This window comes from Stenotrophomonas sp. GSD10, assembly GCF_056172695.1.
Map to the genome: position 1 here is coordinate 1,217,236 of NZ_JAOCMC010000002.1, position 14,469 is coordinate 1,231,704.

Sequence of the window (14,469 nt, forward strand, 5' to 3'; positions counted from 1 at the left end):
ACAGGGGGATCAGGGAATGAGCGTTTTGCAGCAGTTGTGGGACGGAATCAGCCCTTGCATGGAACCAGGTGTGGGCGACTGCGTGGTCTGGTGGGACGCGTGGGCAGTAATCGTTGGCGCGAGCGCTGCTGGAGTTGCGATCGTTGCCCTGATCGTCGCTTGGTTGGGAATCGGCGTCACCACAGCATCGGCATTTGCAGTATGGAAGCTTGGAGTTGCTGCAAACTCTGCTAGTCACAAGGCCGCACGGATTGCCGGAGCTGAAGCAAGGCGCAGTCGCGACGAATCTGAACGTCGTGCATTTCGTGAGGAGACCGAGGAGCTGCTGGTACTTATTCAAGTGCATGGCGAAGTGGCGCTCGCTCTCGGAGTTGCTAAAAATCTTGTGCGCACGATCAGGGGTGCGGGTGTCGGCAAACAGCTTTTTCTGAGTGAACGCAAGTTTCGGCAGGCCGTCTTCGATGACGTCAACCGATTGGAATTTCCTCAGGTCGCCTCGGCAATGGATCGAATGCACTTCGTTGACCGCAAGGTCTCGGGCTCGCTTCTGCGAGCTGTTTCGACCGCAAAACTCGCCCAAGAGACCTACCGTTTCCATGCCGTCGCTGGGGTGACAGTGAACTACGCGGACGTGTATGAGAGCCTGTCGTTCCTGCTTCCGTCCGTATCTCTCGACCTGGAGCGAGTGATGGATGCGTGCGTTTCGGCCGTCAAGCGGATGGGAATTTCTGCGCCCATTCTCGATGGTGAGGGGGTTTCCGATCTGGATCGATGAAGCTGCCGTAACCGCCAGTTGGTTAACCATTGCCCACCGCCTGGATGTCGATCAGGACCAGCTCAGCCAGGCGCTCAGCACGAGGGCGCATGTGCTGGAAGTCGACCGTAGGGCGTGCGATCGCATCGATCTCTGCACAGGGCCACGGGATATCCGTATCGCGGGTGCGGTTCTGCTTGATGGCTTCTTGCTCGGTGTAGCGCCCAGCTTCATCCAGTCTGGTCACGTAGCCACTGCCGTTCGCGCCCCACCACACGGGGCAATTGCCGACGAACTGTCGCGTGTCCTGGATGTAGAACACGCGCTCCGCGCCGAGGTCCACGGCACGCGTGGGCGGGGCGGTGTCACCTTCGTCATCGTCGCGCGTGGCCGCGCGATTCAGGCCCTCGGCACGCCGTGCGCCCACGGTGCGGTCGTCTCCATGCAGGCGCTTCAGTTCTTCCCGAGCCGAGCGCACGGCTGCATCACGATCCGGCCACGTCGCCTTGAAGGCCCTGCTGCACGCTTCGTAGGTCGAGGCTGGCGCGTAGCCGTTCCCATCCGTCAGGTAGTCGTCCGCGAACTCGGCGAATGCCTCGCTGGCTGCGTCATCGTTCGCAGGCTCCCCACCGGCTGGCGGGCGGCGATTGCATTAAAAGCCGCGCGTATGGTCGCGGTATGGACCGGCTTGGAGTCCCCGTAGTACAGGTATTCCTCAGCAGCTCTCAGACCTGCCAGCAGATCGCTGTCACCCTCCTGACCACCCAGGGAGGGCTGGGCGGAGAGGTGTTGCCAAGCGAGCCACGCCTTTGCCGTGACTTCGAAGGCATAGTCGCCGAGCTTGCCCCGGGCAAGCGGCAGACCTTCCGCGCGGCCCCACGCTTCGAACCGCGCCCGCTCGGCCTGATCCGGAAGCCTCACCCTCCCACCGGGCTGCGCGTCTGCCAGGGTCTTGTTGTCGTTGCTCATGCCTGCATGTCCTTGCCGTTGGCGGGAAAGCGCGCCAAGCGCAGCGATTCCCAGGTAAGGGGATAGGGGCCACGCTTCACCCGCGTGTCTGCAGTGGTCATCGACACTCCCAGTTCGTCTGCGATCTGGCGCATCGTGTAACGCTTGTTCTCGACCACGCGGCCGTAAAGCGCGGCCTTTGCTTTGCCGGCCCGAGCGCGGTACCGTTGGTGTCGCTCATTTAGCGTGGGGTCCATCAGGTTGCGTCCGATCGGGAGGGGTAGCGGTCGGCCTGCTCATTGCGGCTATTGCCAGCGGCCGCACGAACCACGCAGCCAGACCGTCCTCGGTCTCGCCCAACCAGGCGAGACGCCAGTCGCCAGCGGGTGCCACCGGGTTCCAGTCATGCAGCTCCTGCGCGGTGCTGTAGACGCCCGATCCAATGCCTTCCTCGGAGAACGCGCCCTCAACCACGACCAGGTCGAAGCCCTGCGCGAGGAAGAGCGGTCGCAGCGATGCCTCGCGACCGTCGGCCCACGCCGGCACGTCCGGATGGCACAGGATCTCGCCGTCGGCATTGCGCGCTGGGAGGCGACTCGGGTGGTACAGACCTCGCCAGGGGTCCGCCGGATCAACGCCGTTGCCAGTCTGGCCGCGAACCAACTGCAGTAGGTGCGCGGCGTGCGCCAGCCGGGCCCTGGTGATATCGCAGAGTGGCGCGTCGCCTTCCTGGAAGCTGCTGCGGAGCGATGCGTACCAGGTCGCAACGGGTGCCTCGAACACACGCAGATCCTGCACGCGGGGCAGTCGGGCATAAAGGTCGAGCAGCGCGGTCGAGGCTTGAGCCAGAGGAACCACCTTTGCAGCATTGGGCATCCACACTGCCTCAACTGCGATCGCCTCTAGAGTGCGGACGGCCTCGCGCAGTACAGGGCACGCGTAGGCGATGGGGAGCTGTTTCGTCTGTTGGGTCACTGTCATTGGTGTGCCTGCTAGAAGTCGGTGTCGGTGTTGACGAACGCGCCTGCGAGCGGAGCCGGCTGGTTCTCTGCCATTGCGGCAACTGGTAGAGGGGGATCGGGCCAGCACTCCGGTAGCGCCTGTGCGGGTCGGCTGCATACCTCCCGTCCTCGATGCGAATCACCTGGTACTCGGGAAATGCGCTGGCCGGCAGGTAGGTCCTTGCCTCGCCAATCAGGCTGACGAAGCGCTCTTGCCAGTCGGCGGGCATCGACTGCAGCGATCGTCTACAGAGCACGTGGTATGCGGCGCGGGACTGGCCGAAGGCGCGATGGACCGGGCCCTGTGCGTACAGCACCTTCCGGGCGGTCGAAGGAACGTTGGGGCGATCTGTTGAAGGGGCACTCATCGAGATCACACCTCTTCCTGGCCGGGTAAACGGTCCATGTAGCCGCCGTGGTTTGCGGCATGGCGGCTCATCAGCGGTCGAAATGGGGTATGCCCGAGCACCTGGATGTGCCCGCCCGCTGCCAGGAATGCATCCAGGTCGTCGGCCAGCTGCTGCCGGTCGAGTTCCCGGTGTCGGATGGTGGTCGCCGCGTCACTGACGCCTGTAAGCGCACCAGGTGTGCAGGTCGGTTGCACCCGGGAAGGTCCCGCGCGGAGCGGGGCGATCGCATGTTGCGTGTGGCTGGAAAGGCGCCAGATGCCACGCACGCCGGAGCGGTGGCAGATGGCCTGGCCGCTGCGTGCCAACCCTTTGAGCGTGTAGCCGATAGCCTGGTGGCTGCTGTTGATGCGGCCAGCGGTCTTGATCTGTTCGACCGTTGCGCCTTGCGGGAACAAGGACAGAACCTTGCGTACTTCGGCGGCCCGGCCGATCTGTCGCGGGCGGGCGCTCATGTGCGGGCCTCCGCAAGCAGTTCGCGCATGGCCCAACCGTGGTGCAGGACACGCGATGAGTGGTGAGCAACGGCATCCGGATTGTTGGTCAGGACGAGCGTGTGCTCCAGGGGATATTCGGTGTGGCCGTCCCAGTCGTCCAGTACATCACGCAGGCCAAAGTGCGCGCGCAGTTCCTGTGCGTTAGAGGACTTGCCGCAGCGTTGCGGCCCGTAGATGACAACAGAACGGTTCATGCGGCGATTCCTCGCGTGCGGCGCGTAGCGCGGTTGTTGGGGAGATCGAACGAACGCGCACGCCTTGGCGGTCGAGCCACCGGTGCGCGGCCTGTGCGGCCAGTCGGTTGAGGGAGAACGTGACGCCACCAAGGGTGAGCGAGTGGTGCGATACCCCCACGCTCCGGCTGGCGCTGGCGGCGACCTTCAGGAGCGACTCGCGCGGCGCGGCGGAGTAAAGGCCGGCCCAGAGCCAGCCCTGGCATACCATCAGGACGAGTGACTCGCCCTGATGGCCGGTTGCGAATTGCTGCTCCACTGGCAGCGTGGCCTGCACGCTCATGCCGTCAGGGCCAAGTCGCGGGCCTTGGCGATTTCTGCCTCGGCGGCGGCGATGCCGGTGGCGGTCAAGGTTGCCTTGCGCGGCAGCTGCGGGTCGTCGTACCTGATCAGCACGCGCTCATCCAGCCAGTTCATGACGCGGCGCGTGAACATCTTCTCGGGGCGGTTGCGGGGCGCGAATCCGTTGGCGGTGCGGTGGAGGGTGAGGTCGGAAGCGCCATGCGCTGCGAGCAACGCGGCTTTTTCCTTCGGCTTCAGTGGAGCGGCCATGGGCAGTTCTCCTGGTCAGGCGGCGATGGGCGTGGAAGGGAGGGGGCAGCGATCTCGGCCAGGACCTCGCCCCGATGGCGGGCGAGCAGGGAGATCGGGATGCGCAGGTGGGCAAGGCTCGGATCGGTCCAGCGCAGCTCGGCCAGCGCGGCCTTTTCCATCGGTACCGGTCGCGTGGCAAGGCCACACCGATGGCATTCAATGTGCAGCAGCGGCGGGCAGGGGGCGCCCAGGCGATGTCCGGTCGGGGCGCCTTCGGTCACGACGATTTGCGGTCGGTGGCCGGGTGCGCACAGCGGTACTGAGCTGGGGAGCGGACGAGCGGTCTGGCGCATGGTCAGCCCCTCACCGAGGTGCTGAGCGCCCAGCGCACCTTTGCCGCATCGCGGTCTGTGTTCGCCTGGTGGATCTCAGCGATGCGCATCGGCACGACAACCGCAGCCACCAGCGCGACAGCTGCCCAAGCGAGCCGGAGGCGCCGGCTCATGCAGCGCCTCCTTTGGCGCGGGCGAGTGCGGCGTCGAAGGCAACCATCGATTCTTCGCACTCTCGGGCGAGCCGCGAGCGATTGATCAGGCTGTTGTCCAGGCCCAGCGCACGGAATGCAGCGGTCAGGCGGTCGCCCTGCTTGACCAAATCCGATAGCAAGGCATGAGCCGTGCGCAGATCGGTGGATTGCTTCTTCAACATGGATTCGCCAACGCGAATCATGAAGTCGAGGGTCGCAGCTGCCACGGCCCCAAACTCGGCGTTTGTCCCTGCAATGCGTTCCAGGGTTGCCAGCGCGGTTTCGGCAGCGCTCATACCCGCACCTCGGCTGACATGTCGCGCGAGCAGGCTTCCAGACGGAGGCTGGCGACGCCCATGCGCCGGGAACGGCGCAGCTGGTTGCGGCTGTGTTCGCCCTTGCTGCGGGCCCACAGGGTCCGGGCGGTGCTGTGGTCGCGTGCTGCCAATGCCCGCAAAGCCTTCACGGCCATCAGCGGCAGCAGGCAGGGGCTTTTATCGGCGTAGCGATGAGACATGGCGCGCTCCTGGTCGAAGGAGGGCGCCGGCGGGTCAGTGGCCGAGGGGGCGGCTACTGCCGGTTCGGGGAGGGGCCGGCAGGGTGGCGACCCGCCGGTCGCCCGCCGGTCGTTGGCCGGCGAGGCAATTTATCCCACAGCTAAATCTGCAATGCAATAGCTGAGAGCTAAATTTCCGGAAGGGGCTGAAAAAGGAAAGGGCACGCCTGATAATTCCCGGGCATACAGGGGCCAGGGAGGCTGCGATGTTGAACAGGTTGGTGATGCTAGGGGTTGCGCTTGCAGTTTCACCTTGGGCTTCGGCAGAGGTGTTCAAGTGCAAGGGAGCAGCGGGGGAGACGGTCTACTCGCAAGCCCCGTGTTCCGCAGGCGCAGCGCCGATGAAGCTGCGCTCCAATCGAGCTTCTACAGAGAGTGCGGGTGAGGTTGCCAATCGTGCGGCGGTCTATCAGACGACAGAGCTTGCAGATGCTGGCATCGCCGAACGAAACTGCTTGTCCTCGGAGCAAGGCAGGATTTACGGCCCGGTCAACGCCCGGGGGCAGGATGTGTCACGTCAGATCGCTGCGCTGAGCCGTGAACTGGCCACCGCAAGGAACAACCTTGCCGGCGCCACTTATGCGTCTGGGATAAGGTCTCAGATTGCCAGCCTGCAGCAGGCCCAGACAGCCGACAGGATCTCTGCAGATAGCCAGATGGCCGAGGCAAGGAAGCGATGCGGTGACGCTCGTACTGAGCGAGAACGAGCCACGCGGGAAAAATACTCAGGCGCTGGCACCCCATAGATGTGGGCGCGTTGCGCGCCCACTTGCTTTGATTCAGGGTCACGCGTCCTGGATGGAAACATCTCGGATGAAGCCAGCTTCATCCAATGGAACTCCGTCCATGCAGCATTCCCTGGCGGCTTCCATCTCCCGATGCAGACGCACCAGAGCGTCGTTTTCTAGGCAATCGATGCCTGGCGTGTTGAATGTTGCCTGGTCGATCAAGCAGCCCAAGTTGTAGTGATCGCGGAGCCAGCGGATACGCCGGAGAATGCTGTCTCGCGTGACGCTATCGATGGTTGATGGCCTAGGTGCTTCGACCAAGCGGAGCTTGGGCTTTTGCCCGTCACGCCTTGCGACGCGTTGTGCGATCACCTGAGCCAATGCTTCGAGCGTCCCGGCGGCCGGGGGTTCCTTCTTCTGCTTCTCCATCCTTCTCCCTGAGCCTTTGTGCAAGCGCCTTGCTGAAGTCAATCAGGTTGTCGGGAGTTACCGTTGCCTCGCCCCGCTGGTAGAGGTACTCGTAGGCATAAGCCAGTGGCGTACCGTCGTCTTCATTGCTGAAGTCATCAATCCCGAGGTTGGCGAACGTTAGCCTCACGAGCCTGATCGCGGAGGCGATGATCTCAGGGTCGATTCGCAGATCCTGAGAACCAGCAGCGGCACCAGCGTCGTCGTCGGACCTCGGCTGGTCCAGCCAGCCATGGGATAGCCCGGCCGCGCGTTCGATCTTGCGCGCGACGTCATCCCCCATCTTCTTGCCGCTCAACAGCTGGTTTAGATAGGAAGGTGCCATGTCCAGCTGGATCGCGATCGCCTTCTGCGTCCCGAGCTGGGGTTTGAGCGTGGCGACCAGGGCCTGGAGGTTGAGGTGTCTGGCGGTGATGGCATCCATAGGGCAAGCGTAGCTAGTAGCTAAACATCGAAGTTGCGCTGCGCGCTTGACAACGAGGTTTAGCTCCGGGCTAAATACTAGCCCTATGGACCTACTCACCTTCATTTCGGACCCCGAACGTAAGCGGCGCCTCGCTGCCTTGACCGGCAGTTCTGAGGGATACCTGTGGCAGTGCGCGACGGGCTGGAGGAACAAGAAGCCCAGTCCAATCTTGGCGCGAAAGATTCAGCTGGCGTCAGTAGAGATCGGTAGCGAGTTTGGCTGCGAGCCTTTGGCTCTTGCTGCGATCCGGCCTGACATCTGGCCGGCTGAGACGGCATGAATCGGTCTCCATACAAGAGCCTTGCGCGCCGGGGCGAACAGGACCGCGACCACGCCGCCGATGCCGGATGCGGCGTCGTAGGTTCGGATCGCGGTGAAGCGCATGCGCTGCGGGAAGCTGATGATCTCTGCCATGGCGCCAATGTTGCCCCGGCCGCAATCAGCCTTCCCACGATGATCGTTGGCCCGTTTCAGGGGGACGCATGACCTGCCTCCGCTCTGATCTCTACTGGCGGGATGCCCTGCACAACGCAGTGGCCCGCGCCCCAGGTGGTCTGCAGGATGCGGCCGCACACATCAGCAAGCGTAGGGGCAAGTCGATCTCGGCAGAGACACTGCGCAAAAAACTGCGAGGCATCGATGGTGAGTCTATCTCCATGGAGATGGCCGAGATCCTGACGGACTACCTGCAGCAGTTCGTGGTCACGCAGGAGATTGCCACCGACTGGGTGTGCTCCCTCGCAGGTCAGTACGACCTGATGGTGGATTACGTACCGCCGCCACCCGAGGGTGGTTGGCCGAACGAGCTGGCCGCGATTCAGGCAAAGCTGCTGGAGCTGCACAAGCTGACCGGCGCGCTGGCTGGCGCCGGTATCGACGCTATGGCCGACCAGCGCTTGACCGTCCCCGAGGCGGATCGAATTCAGGACCTATCGCGCGACGTGCGCAGGCTCTGCTACCGACTGGAGCGCAATGCCTGCCGTGCTGCTGGTAAGCAGGGGATGGAGGACTGACGTGGCAACCCACCACGCCCATCGATCCCGATATCGACGGCGTGGCATAGCCCGCGCATCTGCGCGGCGAGCAATGGAACTGGCCGCCTTGGCGCTTACTGACGCGGTGCCCGGGTTGGTAGGTGAAGAAGCATTGGCGGAGCGCGAGCGCATCCGCCAGCGACAAGAGCAGCAAGACAACCGGCAGCACTGCCTGCCTTTGGGGAATCCAGATGTACCAAGCAAGCACTGATTCGGCCCCATCCCCCGGGTGCCTTGTGAAAGGCCGCGTGCTGCCGGCGCTACTGAATCCGCGCTGGCATTGCGAGCCATTCGCGATACCAGTGATGGGTCCTCCCTGGACCTGACGGACGCGGGTAATCGGACGCGCATTTCCTGGGTAGATAGCGGCTCGGGAAACTACTGAATGTCTGAGAACTATGGGGATGTGCTGCAGCAGCTGCAGTCTGCCGGCCTGCTGGTCACCGAACTGGACACCACCGGGCGCATGGTCCGGTGCCGCGTCGAAGGTTCACGCGAGCGTCGGGGCTGGTACGCGCTCCACGAACTGAACACCTCGGCCGGCGAAGTGCTGGTCGTCGGCACCTACGGTGTCTGGCACGGCAACGAAAACGGCGCGACCAAGGTTGATCTGCGTAAGCGCGACAAGACCTTCTCCGATGAACAGCGCGAAGCGCTGCGCAACCGCCTGGCCGAGGATCGTCGCAAGGCGGAGTCCGCCCGGCAGACCCAAGCGAAGCGTGCGGCCGCGCGGGCATCGTCGGCCTGGGCCAAGGCGAATGCAGTCGGCGATGCTGACTACCTGGTCAGCAAGGGCGTGCAGGGCTTCGGCCTGCGCTATGGCACCACGGGTGCCGCACTTGTCCCGCTGCTGGACGTCAACGGCCAAGTGCACGGCCTGCAGGTACTGCGCAGCGCCAAGCTGGCGGCCGCAGGGCGCAAGCCGGCCAAGGAGTACTGGCCGGCAGGCATGGTCAAGAAGGGCCACTTCCACCTGATCGGCGGAAGCCCGCAGTGGATCTTGCTGGTGGCCGAGGGCTATGCCACTGCGGCAACGCTGCACATGGCGACGGGCTACCCGGTAGCCGTGGCTTTCGACGCTGGCAATATGCTGGCCGTCGCATCGGCCCTGGCGAAGCGCTATCGCAGCATCAAGATGCTGCTGTGCGCCGACGACGACGTGCTGCAGAAGTGCCGGCACTGCAAGAGCCGCCTGGTGCTGGTCGACCATCCGCAGTTCTGCCCATCGTGCGCGCAGCCGCATGGCGCGTCGAATGCCGGCCTGCTCGGTGCAGAGGCCGCTGCGCTGGACGTGGGCGGAGCGGTGCTGCACCCGGTCTTCGCCGATGAGCCGGCCAGGCGTGAGCGCTTCATCGTCAACGGCCGTAAGGTCAGCGACTTCAACGATCTGCACGCAAAAGAGGGCCTGCATGTCGTGCGGGCGCAGGTCGAAGCCCGTCTCACGGAGCTTTCATGGCGGGTGCCTGCAGAAAAACGCGCGCCTTCCATCACCAACGACGGGGGCGAGGGGAATGATCGCTTGGCCCCCATCCATTCGCTAGCTGAGCTGCTCGAGCGCTTCGCGCTGGTCTATGGGCAGGGCGGCACGGTGTTCGACCACAAAGAACACATGCTGGTTGCCTTGGGCGACATGCGCGATGCCTGCGTGCGCAAGGAACTGCATCGGGCGTGGATGGAGCACTCGGATCGGTCCATCGTGCGTGTGCGGGAAGTGGACTTTGACCCGTCGTGCGAAAAACCTGGGGTGACATGCAATCTCTTCGCCGGGTGGCCAACCGTACCGCAGGAGGGCAACTGCGACCGGCTGTTGCAGCTGCTCTGGCACATGTGCGGAAACGAGGCCAACCAGAAGGCGCTATACGACTGGGTGGTCAAGTGGCTTGCGTACCCGCTGCAGCATCCTGGCGCCAAGATGAAATCGACCATCGTCATTCATGGCCCGCAGGGCACCGGCAAGAACATGTTCTTCGATGAGTACATGAAGCTCTACGGTGACTACGGTCGCGTGCTTGACCAGGCGGCGCTGGAAGACAAATTCAATGACTGGGCAAGCCGTAAGCTGTTCCTGCTGGCCGATGAAGTGGTTGCGCGCACCGAGGTGTACCACCTCAAGAACAAGCTCAAGGCGCTGATCACGGGCGACCGCATCCGCATCAACCCGAAGAACATCCAGGCCTACGAGGAAGACAATCACGCGAACCTGGTGTTCCTCTCGAATGAAGCGATGCCGGTCGTTCTGGAAGAGGACGACCGGCGCCACGCGGTGATCTGGACGCCGGAGAAGCTGAGCCTGGAGTTCTACACCGAGGTGCTGGCCGATATCCGCAACGGCGCAACGGCAGCGTTGCACCACTACCTGCTGCAGGTTGACCTGACCGGGTTCACCAACGGCACCCATCCGCCGATGACCCATGCGAAGGAAGAGCTGATCGGCTTGAGCCAAGACAGCCCGCAGCGCTTCCTGGACGAGCTCTACGGCGATGACATTCCCGGGCTGAAGCCCATGCCGGCGCTCTCGAAAGAGTGGTACGAGGTCTACAAGGCCTGGTGCGCGCGTGAGGGCTTGCCGCGCCCGGCACCGTCACCAAAGTTCATCAACGCACTGGTGCGCAAGCGCCAGATCATCCACCCCGACCGGGCCCGGAAGCGCTACCAGATCGAGCAGACCGTGAACGGGCCACATGGCTTCCTGATGCTCGGCGATTGCACGGTGCCTGACGGGAAGACAGAGGCAGCATGGCTGGGCGACCAGGTCGTGTCCTTCCGCCGCATGTACTCCGACTACAAGGGGCGTGCGTGATCACTATGCCCATTGACGTGCGGGGAGTGCGGGATGTGCGGGCAGATGTGCGGGCACTGAATTACCGTGAATCGCTTGCGGCAGTAGGCATGTGCGGGACGTGCGGGCATCGGCCTACATGGGCGGGCGCGGGCGCGAACGGGTATCGCGCTTCAAAGCCGCAATGCGTCTCGCGTGCGTATGTGGGTGACCGCACATCCCGCACACACCGCACACGCCTTGTGCCACGTCGATTCAGCGACTATCGCATCCCGCACACGCCACCGCACAGCCCGCACATGCTCACGCGCGCGCGTTTTTCCGCTTTAACGATCTTCGAAGGAAATGGAGTAGGGGGAATCAATGGCTGAGGAAGACGTGACGATCACTGGCAAAGAGCTGGCCTCGCTGATCGGCTGCAAGCCGTCCTACGTGGTAGAACTGAGGAAGAAGGGCCGGGTGGTGGTCGGTGAGGGCGGCAAGGGATTCCTGAAGGCCGCCTCCCTGGAGCTCTACGCTCGCACCGCAGACCCGGTTTATGCCGGTGTCGCCCAGCGCCACGCAGATGAGCGCGGTAGCGCGCTGGTGGGGAGCGGGGAGGGGGTCGATGCTGTAGACGCCGACGTCGATGACAACGAAGAGGATGGCGACGACGACGATGCCAAGCCTTCACGGATAGGTCGGCCCCAGACCCCAGACTCCGCGCGCAAGGCCAAGGCGCTGGCCGACAAGGCAGAGACCGACGCGCACATGGCCCACATCGCGCTGCAGAAGGAGCTAGGGCTGCTGCTGCCGCGTGCGGACGTGGAGGCATTCCTCGCTGAGCATGCAACGACGTTCCGGGGGCGATGGAGCGCCTGGCCGACACGCTGGCGCCGCAGCTCGCTGCAACGCTGGATGAGGCCGGTTGCCGGCGGCTGGTCTGGGATGAGGTGAGCCACGCCTTGGAAGAACTCAGTCAGGGCTTCCGCACGTTGGCGGCCAAGGCAGCGGAGGCTGCGGAATGATGGAGGCACAGAGCTGCCTGGCGTCGGTGCTGGCGCGCTCGCTGCAGCCGCGGCGGCCCATGAGCGTTTCGCAGTGGTGCGACGAACACATGCGCCTGTCCACCAAAAGCGGCAGCAAGCCCGGGCGCTGGGTGACGGACCGCAACCCGCCACTGCGTGAGCCGATGGACAACATGTCCGCCCGTAGCCCGGTGCATGACCAGGTCTGCATGTTCCCGATCCAGTTCGGCAAGAGCCAGCTGGCGACCAATTCCATGGCCTACTGGATGGACTATGCGCCGGGCCCGATGATGTATGCGCTGCCGGGTGAGGTGTCCATGAACAAGTGGATCGCCCAGAAGTTGAACCCGATGATCGAGGTCTGCGCAGCAGTCAAGAAGGCGCTGACCAGCACCGCTAGCCGCGACAGCGCGAACCAGCGCACGTTCAAGGACTTCGCTGGCGGCCAGCTGTTCGTGGAGCACATGGGTAGCCCGCAGCGCCTGAAGTCCTCGACGGTGAAGTACCTGCAGGTGGATGAGATCGATGAGGCGCCGCAGCAGCTCTCCACCGGCGACGATCCGGTGAAGATGCTGGACGGCCGCACGTCGTCCTTCCCGACCACCTACAAGCGCCAGTACATCAGCACGCCTGGCATCGCCGGACTCAGCCGGATCGCGAAGCTGTACGACAAGAGCGACCAGCGCCGCTATCACGTGCCGTGCCCCCACTGCGGCCATTACCAAGCGCTGCAGTGGAGTGGCCTGGTGTGGTCGCCCGATAAGAGCCACGCGTGGTACGCCTGTTGCGAGTGCGGTGTCGCCATCGAGGAACACTTCAAGACCGAGATGATCGCCAACGGGCGCTGGGTCGCGGCCAACCCTGACTCGCCCATTCGCGGCTACACCATCAACTGCCTCTACTACCAGTTCGGCCTGGGGCCGCGCTGGTTGGACCTGGTGAAGGAATGGCTGGAGGCGCAGGGCGATCCCGCTTCCCTAAAGACCTTCGTCAATGATCGCCTGGCCGAGACGTGGGAAGACCCGTCAATGCGGGCAGTGAAGCACAACGTCATCAAAGATCGTGCCGAGCCCTATGCGCTTCGCTCGGCTCCGCAAGGTGTGCTGGCTATCACCGTAGGTGTGGATACGCAGGACAACCGTCTTGCTGTTCATGTCGTCGGCTGGGGACGGGGTATGACCGCATGGACGCTAGACTATGTGGAGCTGCAGGGCGATCCGGCCGAGGAAGCGGTGTGGGTAGCCCTGACCGATTTGCTCAACCGCGCAATCGAGCGCGAAGATGGCGCGCTGCTCCGGCCGATGGCAGTGGCCATCGACGCTGGTGGCCACCGCACCGAGGCCGTCAAGAACTACGTCCGTCAGCGGCGCATCACCCGACCAATGTGCATCTTTGGTGCTGTACCCAACAACGCTCCCGTGCTGTCCAAGGGCAAGCTGGCTGACGTCACCTGGAAGGGCAAGACTGACAAGCGCGGCATCACCATCAACCACGTGGGTACCGTTGCAGCCAAGCACTACCTCTACAGCCGTCTTTCGGCTGACGCCGAGCGTAAGCCCGAGAATCGCATGGTCCACCTCAGTGACCAGCTGCCGGATGAGTTCTTCCCAGGCCTGGTGTCGGAGGTCTACAACCCTGTCAAGAATCGCTTTGAGAAGAAGGTGACCCGAAACGAGCCGTTGGACACATGGGTGTATGCCTACGCGGCGACCCATCACCCAGAGGTCCGCATCAACCGCTTCACGCGTTCCGATTGGGACCTTTTGGAACAAAGGCTGGCTGCGCCGCCAAGCGTGAACGTTTCACGCGAAACGCAAGGTGCTGCGTCGGAGGCCGACACGTCCACTGATTCCCGTGAAACATCGGGTGTGCCTCGCCGGCAACGTCCCGCGCAGCCTCGCGGCACGGGGAGGCAGTGGTGAGCAGGAACACAGTCCGAAACAAGGTACGAATCAGTGAGCTGACGGAGGAGCTCGCGGTCGGCGCCGCGCTGCGCCTGCGATGTGATAGCGACGATATACGCAGCGTTGTGGAGGCCGTGGTGGCCTACCTTGTCGAAGAGTACCCAGCACAGGATCTGTACATCCCCGCCAGCATGCAAATCAGTGCCTACCCTGTGGATGAGATCCGAAAAGGGATGCAGGAACAGGAGTCTGTACGGTCGCTGTGCAGGAGGTTCAGGATTGACAGACGGACGCTGTACCGCTTGCTTGATGAGCCTTGCGCCAATGAGTAGGGGGTGCGGGTGAGTTCCCCGAGACTCACCCGCACTTGATCAGGAAACTTGCATCCATGATCTCGCGGATGCCTCACTGATGAGCTGGACCAAAGACGATGTGCAGAGGCTGAAGGCCGCCATCGCCAGCGGTCAGTTGTCCGTTCGGCATGGTGATCGTCAGATCACGTATCAGTCCGTCGACGCCATGTTGACGGCATTGGACCGCATGGAAGCTGAGGTTGCCGCCACGACGGCTGGCCGACGGAAGTCGGCCACACGCCGCTACCGCTTCACGACGCTGAGGGGCTTCTGA

The 14,469-nt window shown here is 63.7% G+C and carries 22 protein-coding genes; 8 read left to right on the forward strand and 14 right to left on the reverse strand.

What is annotated here, in order from left to right; genetic code table 11:
• Positions 1-16: 16 nt before the first annotated feature.
• Positions 17-775, forward strand: a complete 759-nt coding sequence (locus N4G47_RS05820) for a hypothetical protein (RefSeq protein WP_475285777.1) — start codon at positions 17-19, stop codon at positions 773-775.
• Positions 776-797: 22 nt separating this feature from the next.
• Here the strand turns inward: N4G47_RS05820 and N4G47_RS05825 are convergent, their stop codons facing one another.
• The 11 genes from N4G47_RS05825 to N4G47_RS05875 form a co-directional block, all read right to left on the reverse strand.
• Positions 798-1,232 carry a hypothetical protein gene (locus N4G47_RS05825; protein WP_475285779.1) on the reverse strand — a complete coding sequence of 145 codons (435 nt, stop codon included), beginning with the start codon at positions 1,230-1,232 and terminating at the stop codon, positions 798-800.
• Positions 1,233-1,318: 86 nt separating this feature from the next.
• On the reverse strand, positions 1,319-1,723 hold the full coding sequence (locus tag N4G47_RS05830; RefSeq protein WP_475285781.1) for a phiTE_015 family protein: 405 nt from the start codon (positions 1,721-1,723) through the stop codon (positions 1,319-1,321).
• The gene (locus tag N4G47_RS05835; RefSeq protein WP_475285783.1) at positions 1,720-1,857 is read right to left on the reverse strand and encodes a hypothetical protein; all 138 of its coding nucleotides are present in this window, start codon (positions 1,855-1,857) and stop codon (positions 1,720-1,722) included. Before N4G47_RS05835 ends, N4G47_RS05830 begins: the two co-directional genes overlap by 4 nt.
• Before the next feature lie 82 nt (positions 1,858-1,939).
• Positions 1,940-2,683, reverse strand: a complete 744-nt coding sequence (locus tag N4G47_RS05840) for a hypothetical protein (protein ID WP_475285785.1) — start codon at positions 2,681-2,683, stop codon at positions 1,940-1,942.
• A 393-nt stretch (positions 2,684-3,076) separates the two neighbouring features.
• A complete protein-coding gene (locus N4G47_RS05845; RefSeq protein WP_475285787.1) occupies positions 3,077-3,565 on the reverse strand; it encodes a hypothetical protein in 489 nt (162 codons plus the stop codon).
• On the reverse strand, positions 3,562-3,801 hold the full coding sequence (locus tag N4G47_RS05850; RefSeq protein ID WP_475285789.1) for a hypothetical protein: 240 nt from the start codon (positions 3,799-3,801) through the stop codon (positions 3,562-3,564). Before N4G47_RS05850 ends, N4G47_RS05845 begins: the two co-directional genes overlap by 4 nt.
• A 318-nt stretch (positions 3,802-4,119) precedes the next feature.
• Complete coding sequence (locus N4G47_RS05855) at positions 4,120-4,392, reverse strand: hypothetical protein (protein ID WP_475285791.1); 273 nt, start codon at positions 4,390-4,392, stop codon at positions 4,120-4,122.
• Positions 4,377-4,655, reverse strand: a complete 279-nt coding sequence (locus N4G47_RS05860) for a hypothetical protein (RefSeq protein WP_475285793.1) — start codon at positions 4,653-4,655, stop codon at positions 4,377-4,379. The genes N4G47_RS05855 and N4G47_RS05860 overlap by 16 nt, the downstream gene beginning before the upstream one ends.
• Before the next feature lie 74 nt (positions 4,656-4,729).
• Positions 4,730-4,879, reverse strand: coding sequence for a hypothetical protein (locus N4G47_RS05865; RefSeq protein ID WP_475285795.1), 150 nt, complete (start codon positions 4,877-4,879; stop codon positions 4,730-4,732).
• Positions 4,876-5,196, reverse strand: a complete 321-nt coding sequence (locus tag N4G47_RS05870; RefSeq protein WP_475285797.1) for a hypothetical protein — start codon at positions 5,194-5,196, stop codon at positions 4,876-4,878. Before N4G47_RS05870 ends, N4G47_RS05865 begins: the two co-directional genes overlap by 4 nt.
• Complete coding sequence (locus N4G47_RS05875) at positions 5,193-5,417, reverse strand: hypothetical protein (RefSeq protein ID WP_475285798.1); 225 nt, start codon at positions 5,415-5,417, stop codon at positions 5,193-5,195. Before N4G47_RS05875 ends, N4G47_RS05870 begins: the two co-directional genes overlap by 4 nt.
• A 263-nt stretch (positions 5,418-5,680) precedes the next feature.
• On the opposite strand from N4G47_RS05875, the gene N4G47_RS05880 reads away from it, so the two are divergent.
• Entirely contained in the window at positions 5,681-6,202 is a 522-nt protein-coding gene (locus tag N4G47_RS05880) for a DUF4124 domain-containing protein (RefSeq protein ID WP_475289897.1), read from the forward strand.
• A gap of 39 nt (positions 6,203-6,241) precedes the next feature.
• On the opposite strand, the gene N4G47_RS05885 is transcribed toward N4G47_RS05880, so the two are convergent.
• The 3 genes from N4G47_RS05885 to N4G47_RS05895 all read right to left on the reverse strand — a co-directional run bounded on the left by N4G47_RS05885 (position 6,242) and on the right by N4G47_RS05895 (position 7,532).
• Positions 6,242-6,556, reverse strand: a complete 315-nt coding sequence (locus tag N4G47_RS05885; RefSeq protein WP_475285800.1) for a hypothetical protein — start codon at positions 6,554-6,556, stop codon at positions 6,242-6,244.
• The gene (locus tag N4G47_RS05890) at positions 6,528-7,076 is read right to left on the reverse strand and encodes a helix-turn-helix domain-containing protein (protein ID WP_475285802.1); all 549 of its coding nucleotides are present in this window, start codon (positions 7,074-7,076) and stop codon (positions 6,528-6,530) included. Before N4G47_RS05890 ends, N4G47_RS05885 begins: the two co-directional genes overlap by 29 nt.
• Before the next feature lie 225 nt (positions 7,077-7,301).
• Complete coding sequence (locus N4G47_RS05895) at positions 7,302-7,532, reverse strand: hypothetical protein (RefSeq protein ID WP_475285804.1); 231 nt, start codon at positions 7,530-7,532, stop codon at positions 7,302-7,304.
• Positions 7,533-7,600: 68 nt separating this feature from the next.
• Here N4G47_RS05895 and N4G47_RS05900 point away from each other — a divergent pair, with 68 nt between their 5' ends.
• The 6 genes from N4G47_RS05900 (at position 7,601) to N4G47_RS05925 (ending at position 14,469) form a co-directional block, all read left to right on the forward strand.
• Complete coding sequence (locus N4G47_RS05900; RefSeq protein WP_049423631.1) at positions 7,601-8,131, forward strand: hypothetical protein; 531 nt, start codon at positions 7,601-7,603, stop codon at positions 8,129-8,131.
• 406 nt (positions 8,132-8,537) lie between these two features.
• On the forward strand, positions 8,538-10,952 hold the full coding sequence (locus N4G47_RS05905; RefSeq protein WP_475285806.1) for a DUF5906 domain-containing protein: 2,415 nt from the start codon (positions 8,538-8,540) through the stop codon (positions 10,950-10,952).
• Positions 10,953-11,294: 342 nt separating this feature from the next.
• A complete protein-coding gene (locus N4G47_RS05910; RefSeq protein WP_475285808.1) occupies positions 11,295-11,867 on the forward strand; it encodes a hypothetical protein in 573 nt (190 codons plus the stop codon).
• Positions 11,868-11,934: 67 nt separating this feature from the next.
• Positions 11,935-13,860, forward strand: a complete 1,926-nt coding sequence (locus tag N4G47_RS05915; protein ID WP_475285810.1) for a phage terminase large subunit family protein — start codon at positions 11,935-11,937, stop codon at positions 13,858-13,860.
• Positions 13,857-14,174: a helix-turn-helix domain-containing protein gene (locus tag N4G47_RS05920; protein ID WP_199157845.1), complete on the forward strand. Its 318-nt coding sequence runs from the start codon at positions 13,857-13,859 to the stop codon at positions 14,172-14,174. Before N4G47_RS05915 ends, N4G47_RS05920 begins: the two co-directional genes overlap by 4 nt.
• Positions 14,175-14,253: 79 nt before the next feature.
• Positions 14,254-14,469 carry a phage head-tail joining protein gene (locus tag N4G47_RS05925; RefSeq protein ID WP_475285812.1) on the forward strand — a complete coding sequence of 72 codons (216 nt, stop codon included), beginning with the start codon at positions 14,254-14,256 and terminating at the stop codon, positions 14,467-14,469.

Coding starts and splice junctions, on each gene's coding strand:
- N4G47_RS05820 (WP_475285777.1), top strand. CDS start 17: ATGAGCGTTTTGCAGCAGTTGTGGGACGGAATCAGCCCTTGCATGGAA.
- N4G47_RS05830 (WP_475285781.1), bottom strand. CDS start 1,723: ATGAGCAACGACAACAAGACCCTGGCAGACGCGCAGCCCGGTGGGAGG.
- N4G47_RS05835 (WP_475285783.1), bottom strand. CDS start 1,857: ATGCGCCAGATCGCAGACGAACTGGGAGTGTCGATGACCACTGCAGAC.
- N4G47_RS05840 (WP_475285785.1), bottom strand. CDS start 2,683: ATGACAGTGACCCAACAGACGAAACAGCTCCCCATCGCCTACGCGTGC.
- N4G47_RS05845 (WP_475285787.1), bottom strand. CDS start 3,565: ATGAGCGCCCGCCCGCGACAGATCGGCCGGGCCGCCGAAGTACGCAAG.
- N4G47_RS05850 (WP_475285789.1), bottom strand. CDS start 3,801: ATGAACCGTTCTGTTGTCATCTACGGGCCGCAACGCTGCGGCAAGTCC.
- N4G47_RS05855 (WP_475285791.1), bottom strand. CDS start 4,392: ATGGCCGCTCCACTGAAGCCGAAGGAAAAAGCCGCGTTGCTCGCAGCG.
- N4G47_RS05865 (WP_475285795.1), bottom strand. CDS start 4,879: ATGAGCCGGCGCCTCCGGCTCGCTTGGGCAGCTGTCGCGCTGGTGGCT.
- N4G47_RS05870 (WP_475285797.1), bottom strand. CDS start 5,196: ATGAGCGCTGCCGAAACCGCGCTGGCAACCCTGGAACGCATTGCAGGG.
- N4G47_RS05875 (WP_475285798.1), bottom strand. CDS start 5,417: ATGTCTCATCGCTACGCCGATAAAAGCCCCTGCCTGCTGCCGCTGATG.
- N4G47_RS05880 (WP_475289897.1), top strand. CDS start 5,681: ATGCTAGGGGTTGCGCTTGCAGTTTCACCTTGGGCTTCGGCAGAGGTG.
- N4G47_RS05890 (WP_475285802.1), bottom strand. CDS start 7,076: ATGGATGCCATCACCGCCAGACACCTCAACCTCCAGGCCCTGGTCGCC.
- N4G47_RS05895 (WP_475285804.1), bottom strand. CDS start 7,532: ATGGCAGAGATCATCAGCTTCCCGCAGCGCATGCGCTTCACCGCGATC.
- N4G47_RS05900 (WP_049423631.1), top strand. CDS start 7,601: ATGACCTGCCTCCGCTCTGATCTCTACTGGCGGGATGCCCTGCACAAC.
- N4G47_RS05905 (WP_475285806.1), top strand. CDS start 8,538: ATGTCTGAGAACTATGGGGATGTGCTGCAGCAGCTGCAGTCTGCCGGC.
- N4G47_RS05910 (WP_475285808.1), top strand. CDS start 11,295: ATGGCTGAGGAAGACGTGACGATCACTGGCAAAGAGCTGGCCTCGCTG.
- N4G47_RS05915 (WP_475285810.1), top strand. CDS start 11,935: ATGATGGAGGCACAGAGCTGCCTGGCGTCGGTGCTGGCGCGCTCGCTG.
- N4G47_RS05925 (WP_475285812.1), top strand. CDS start 14,254: ATGAGCTGGACCAAAGACGATGTGCAGAGGCTGAAGGCCGCCATCGCC.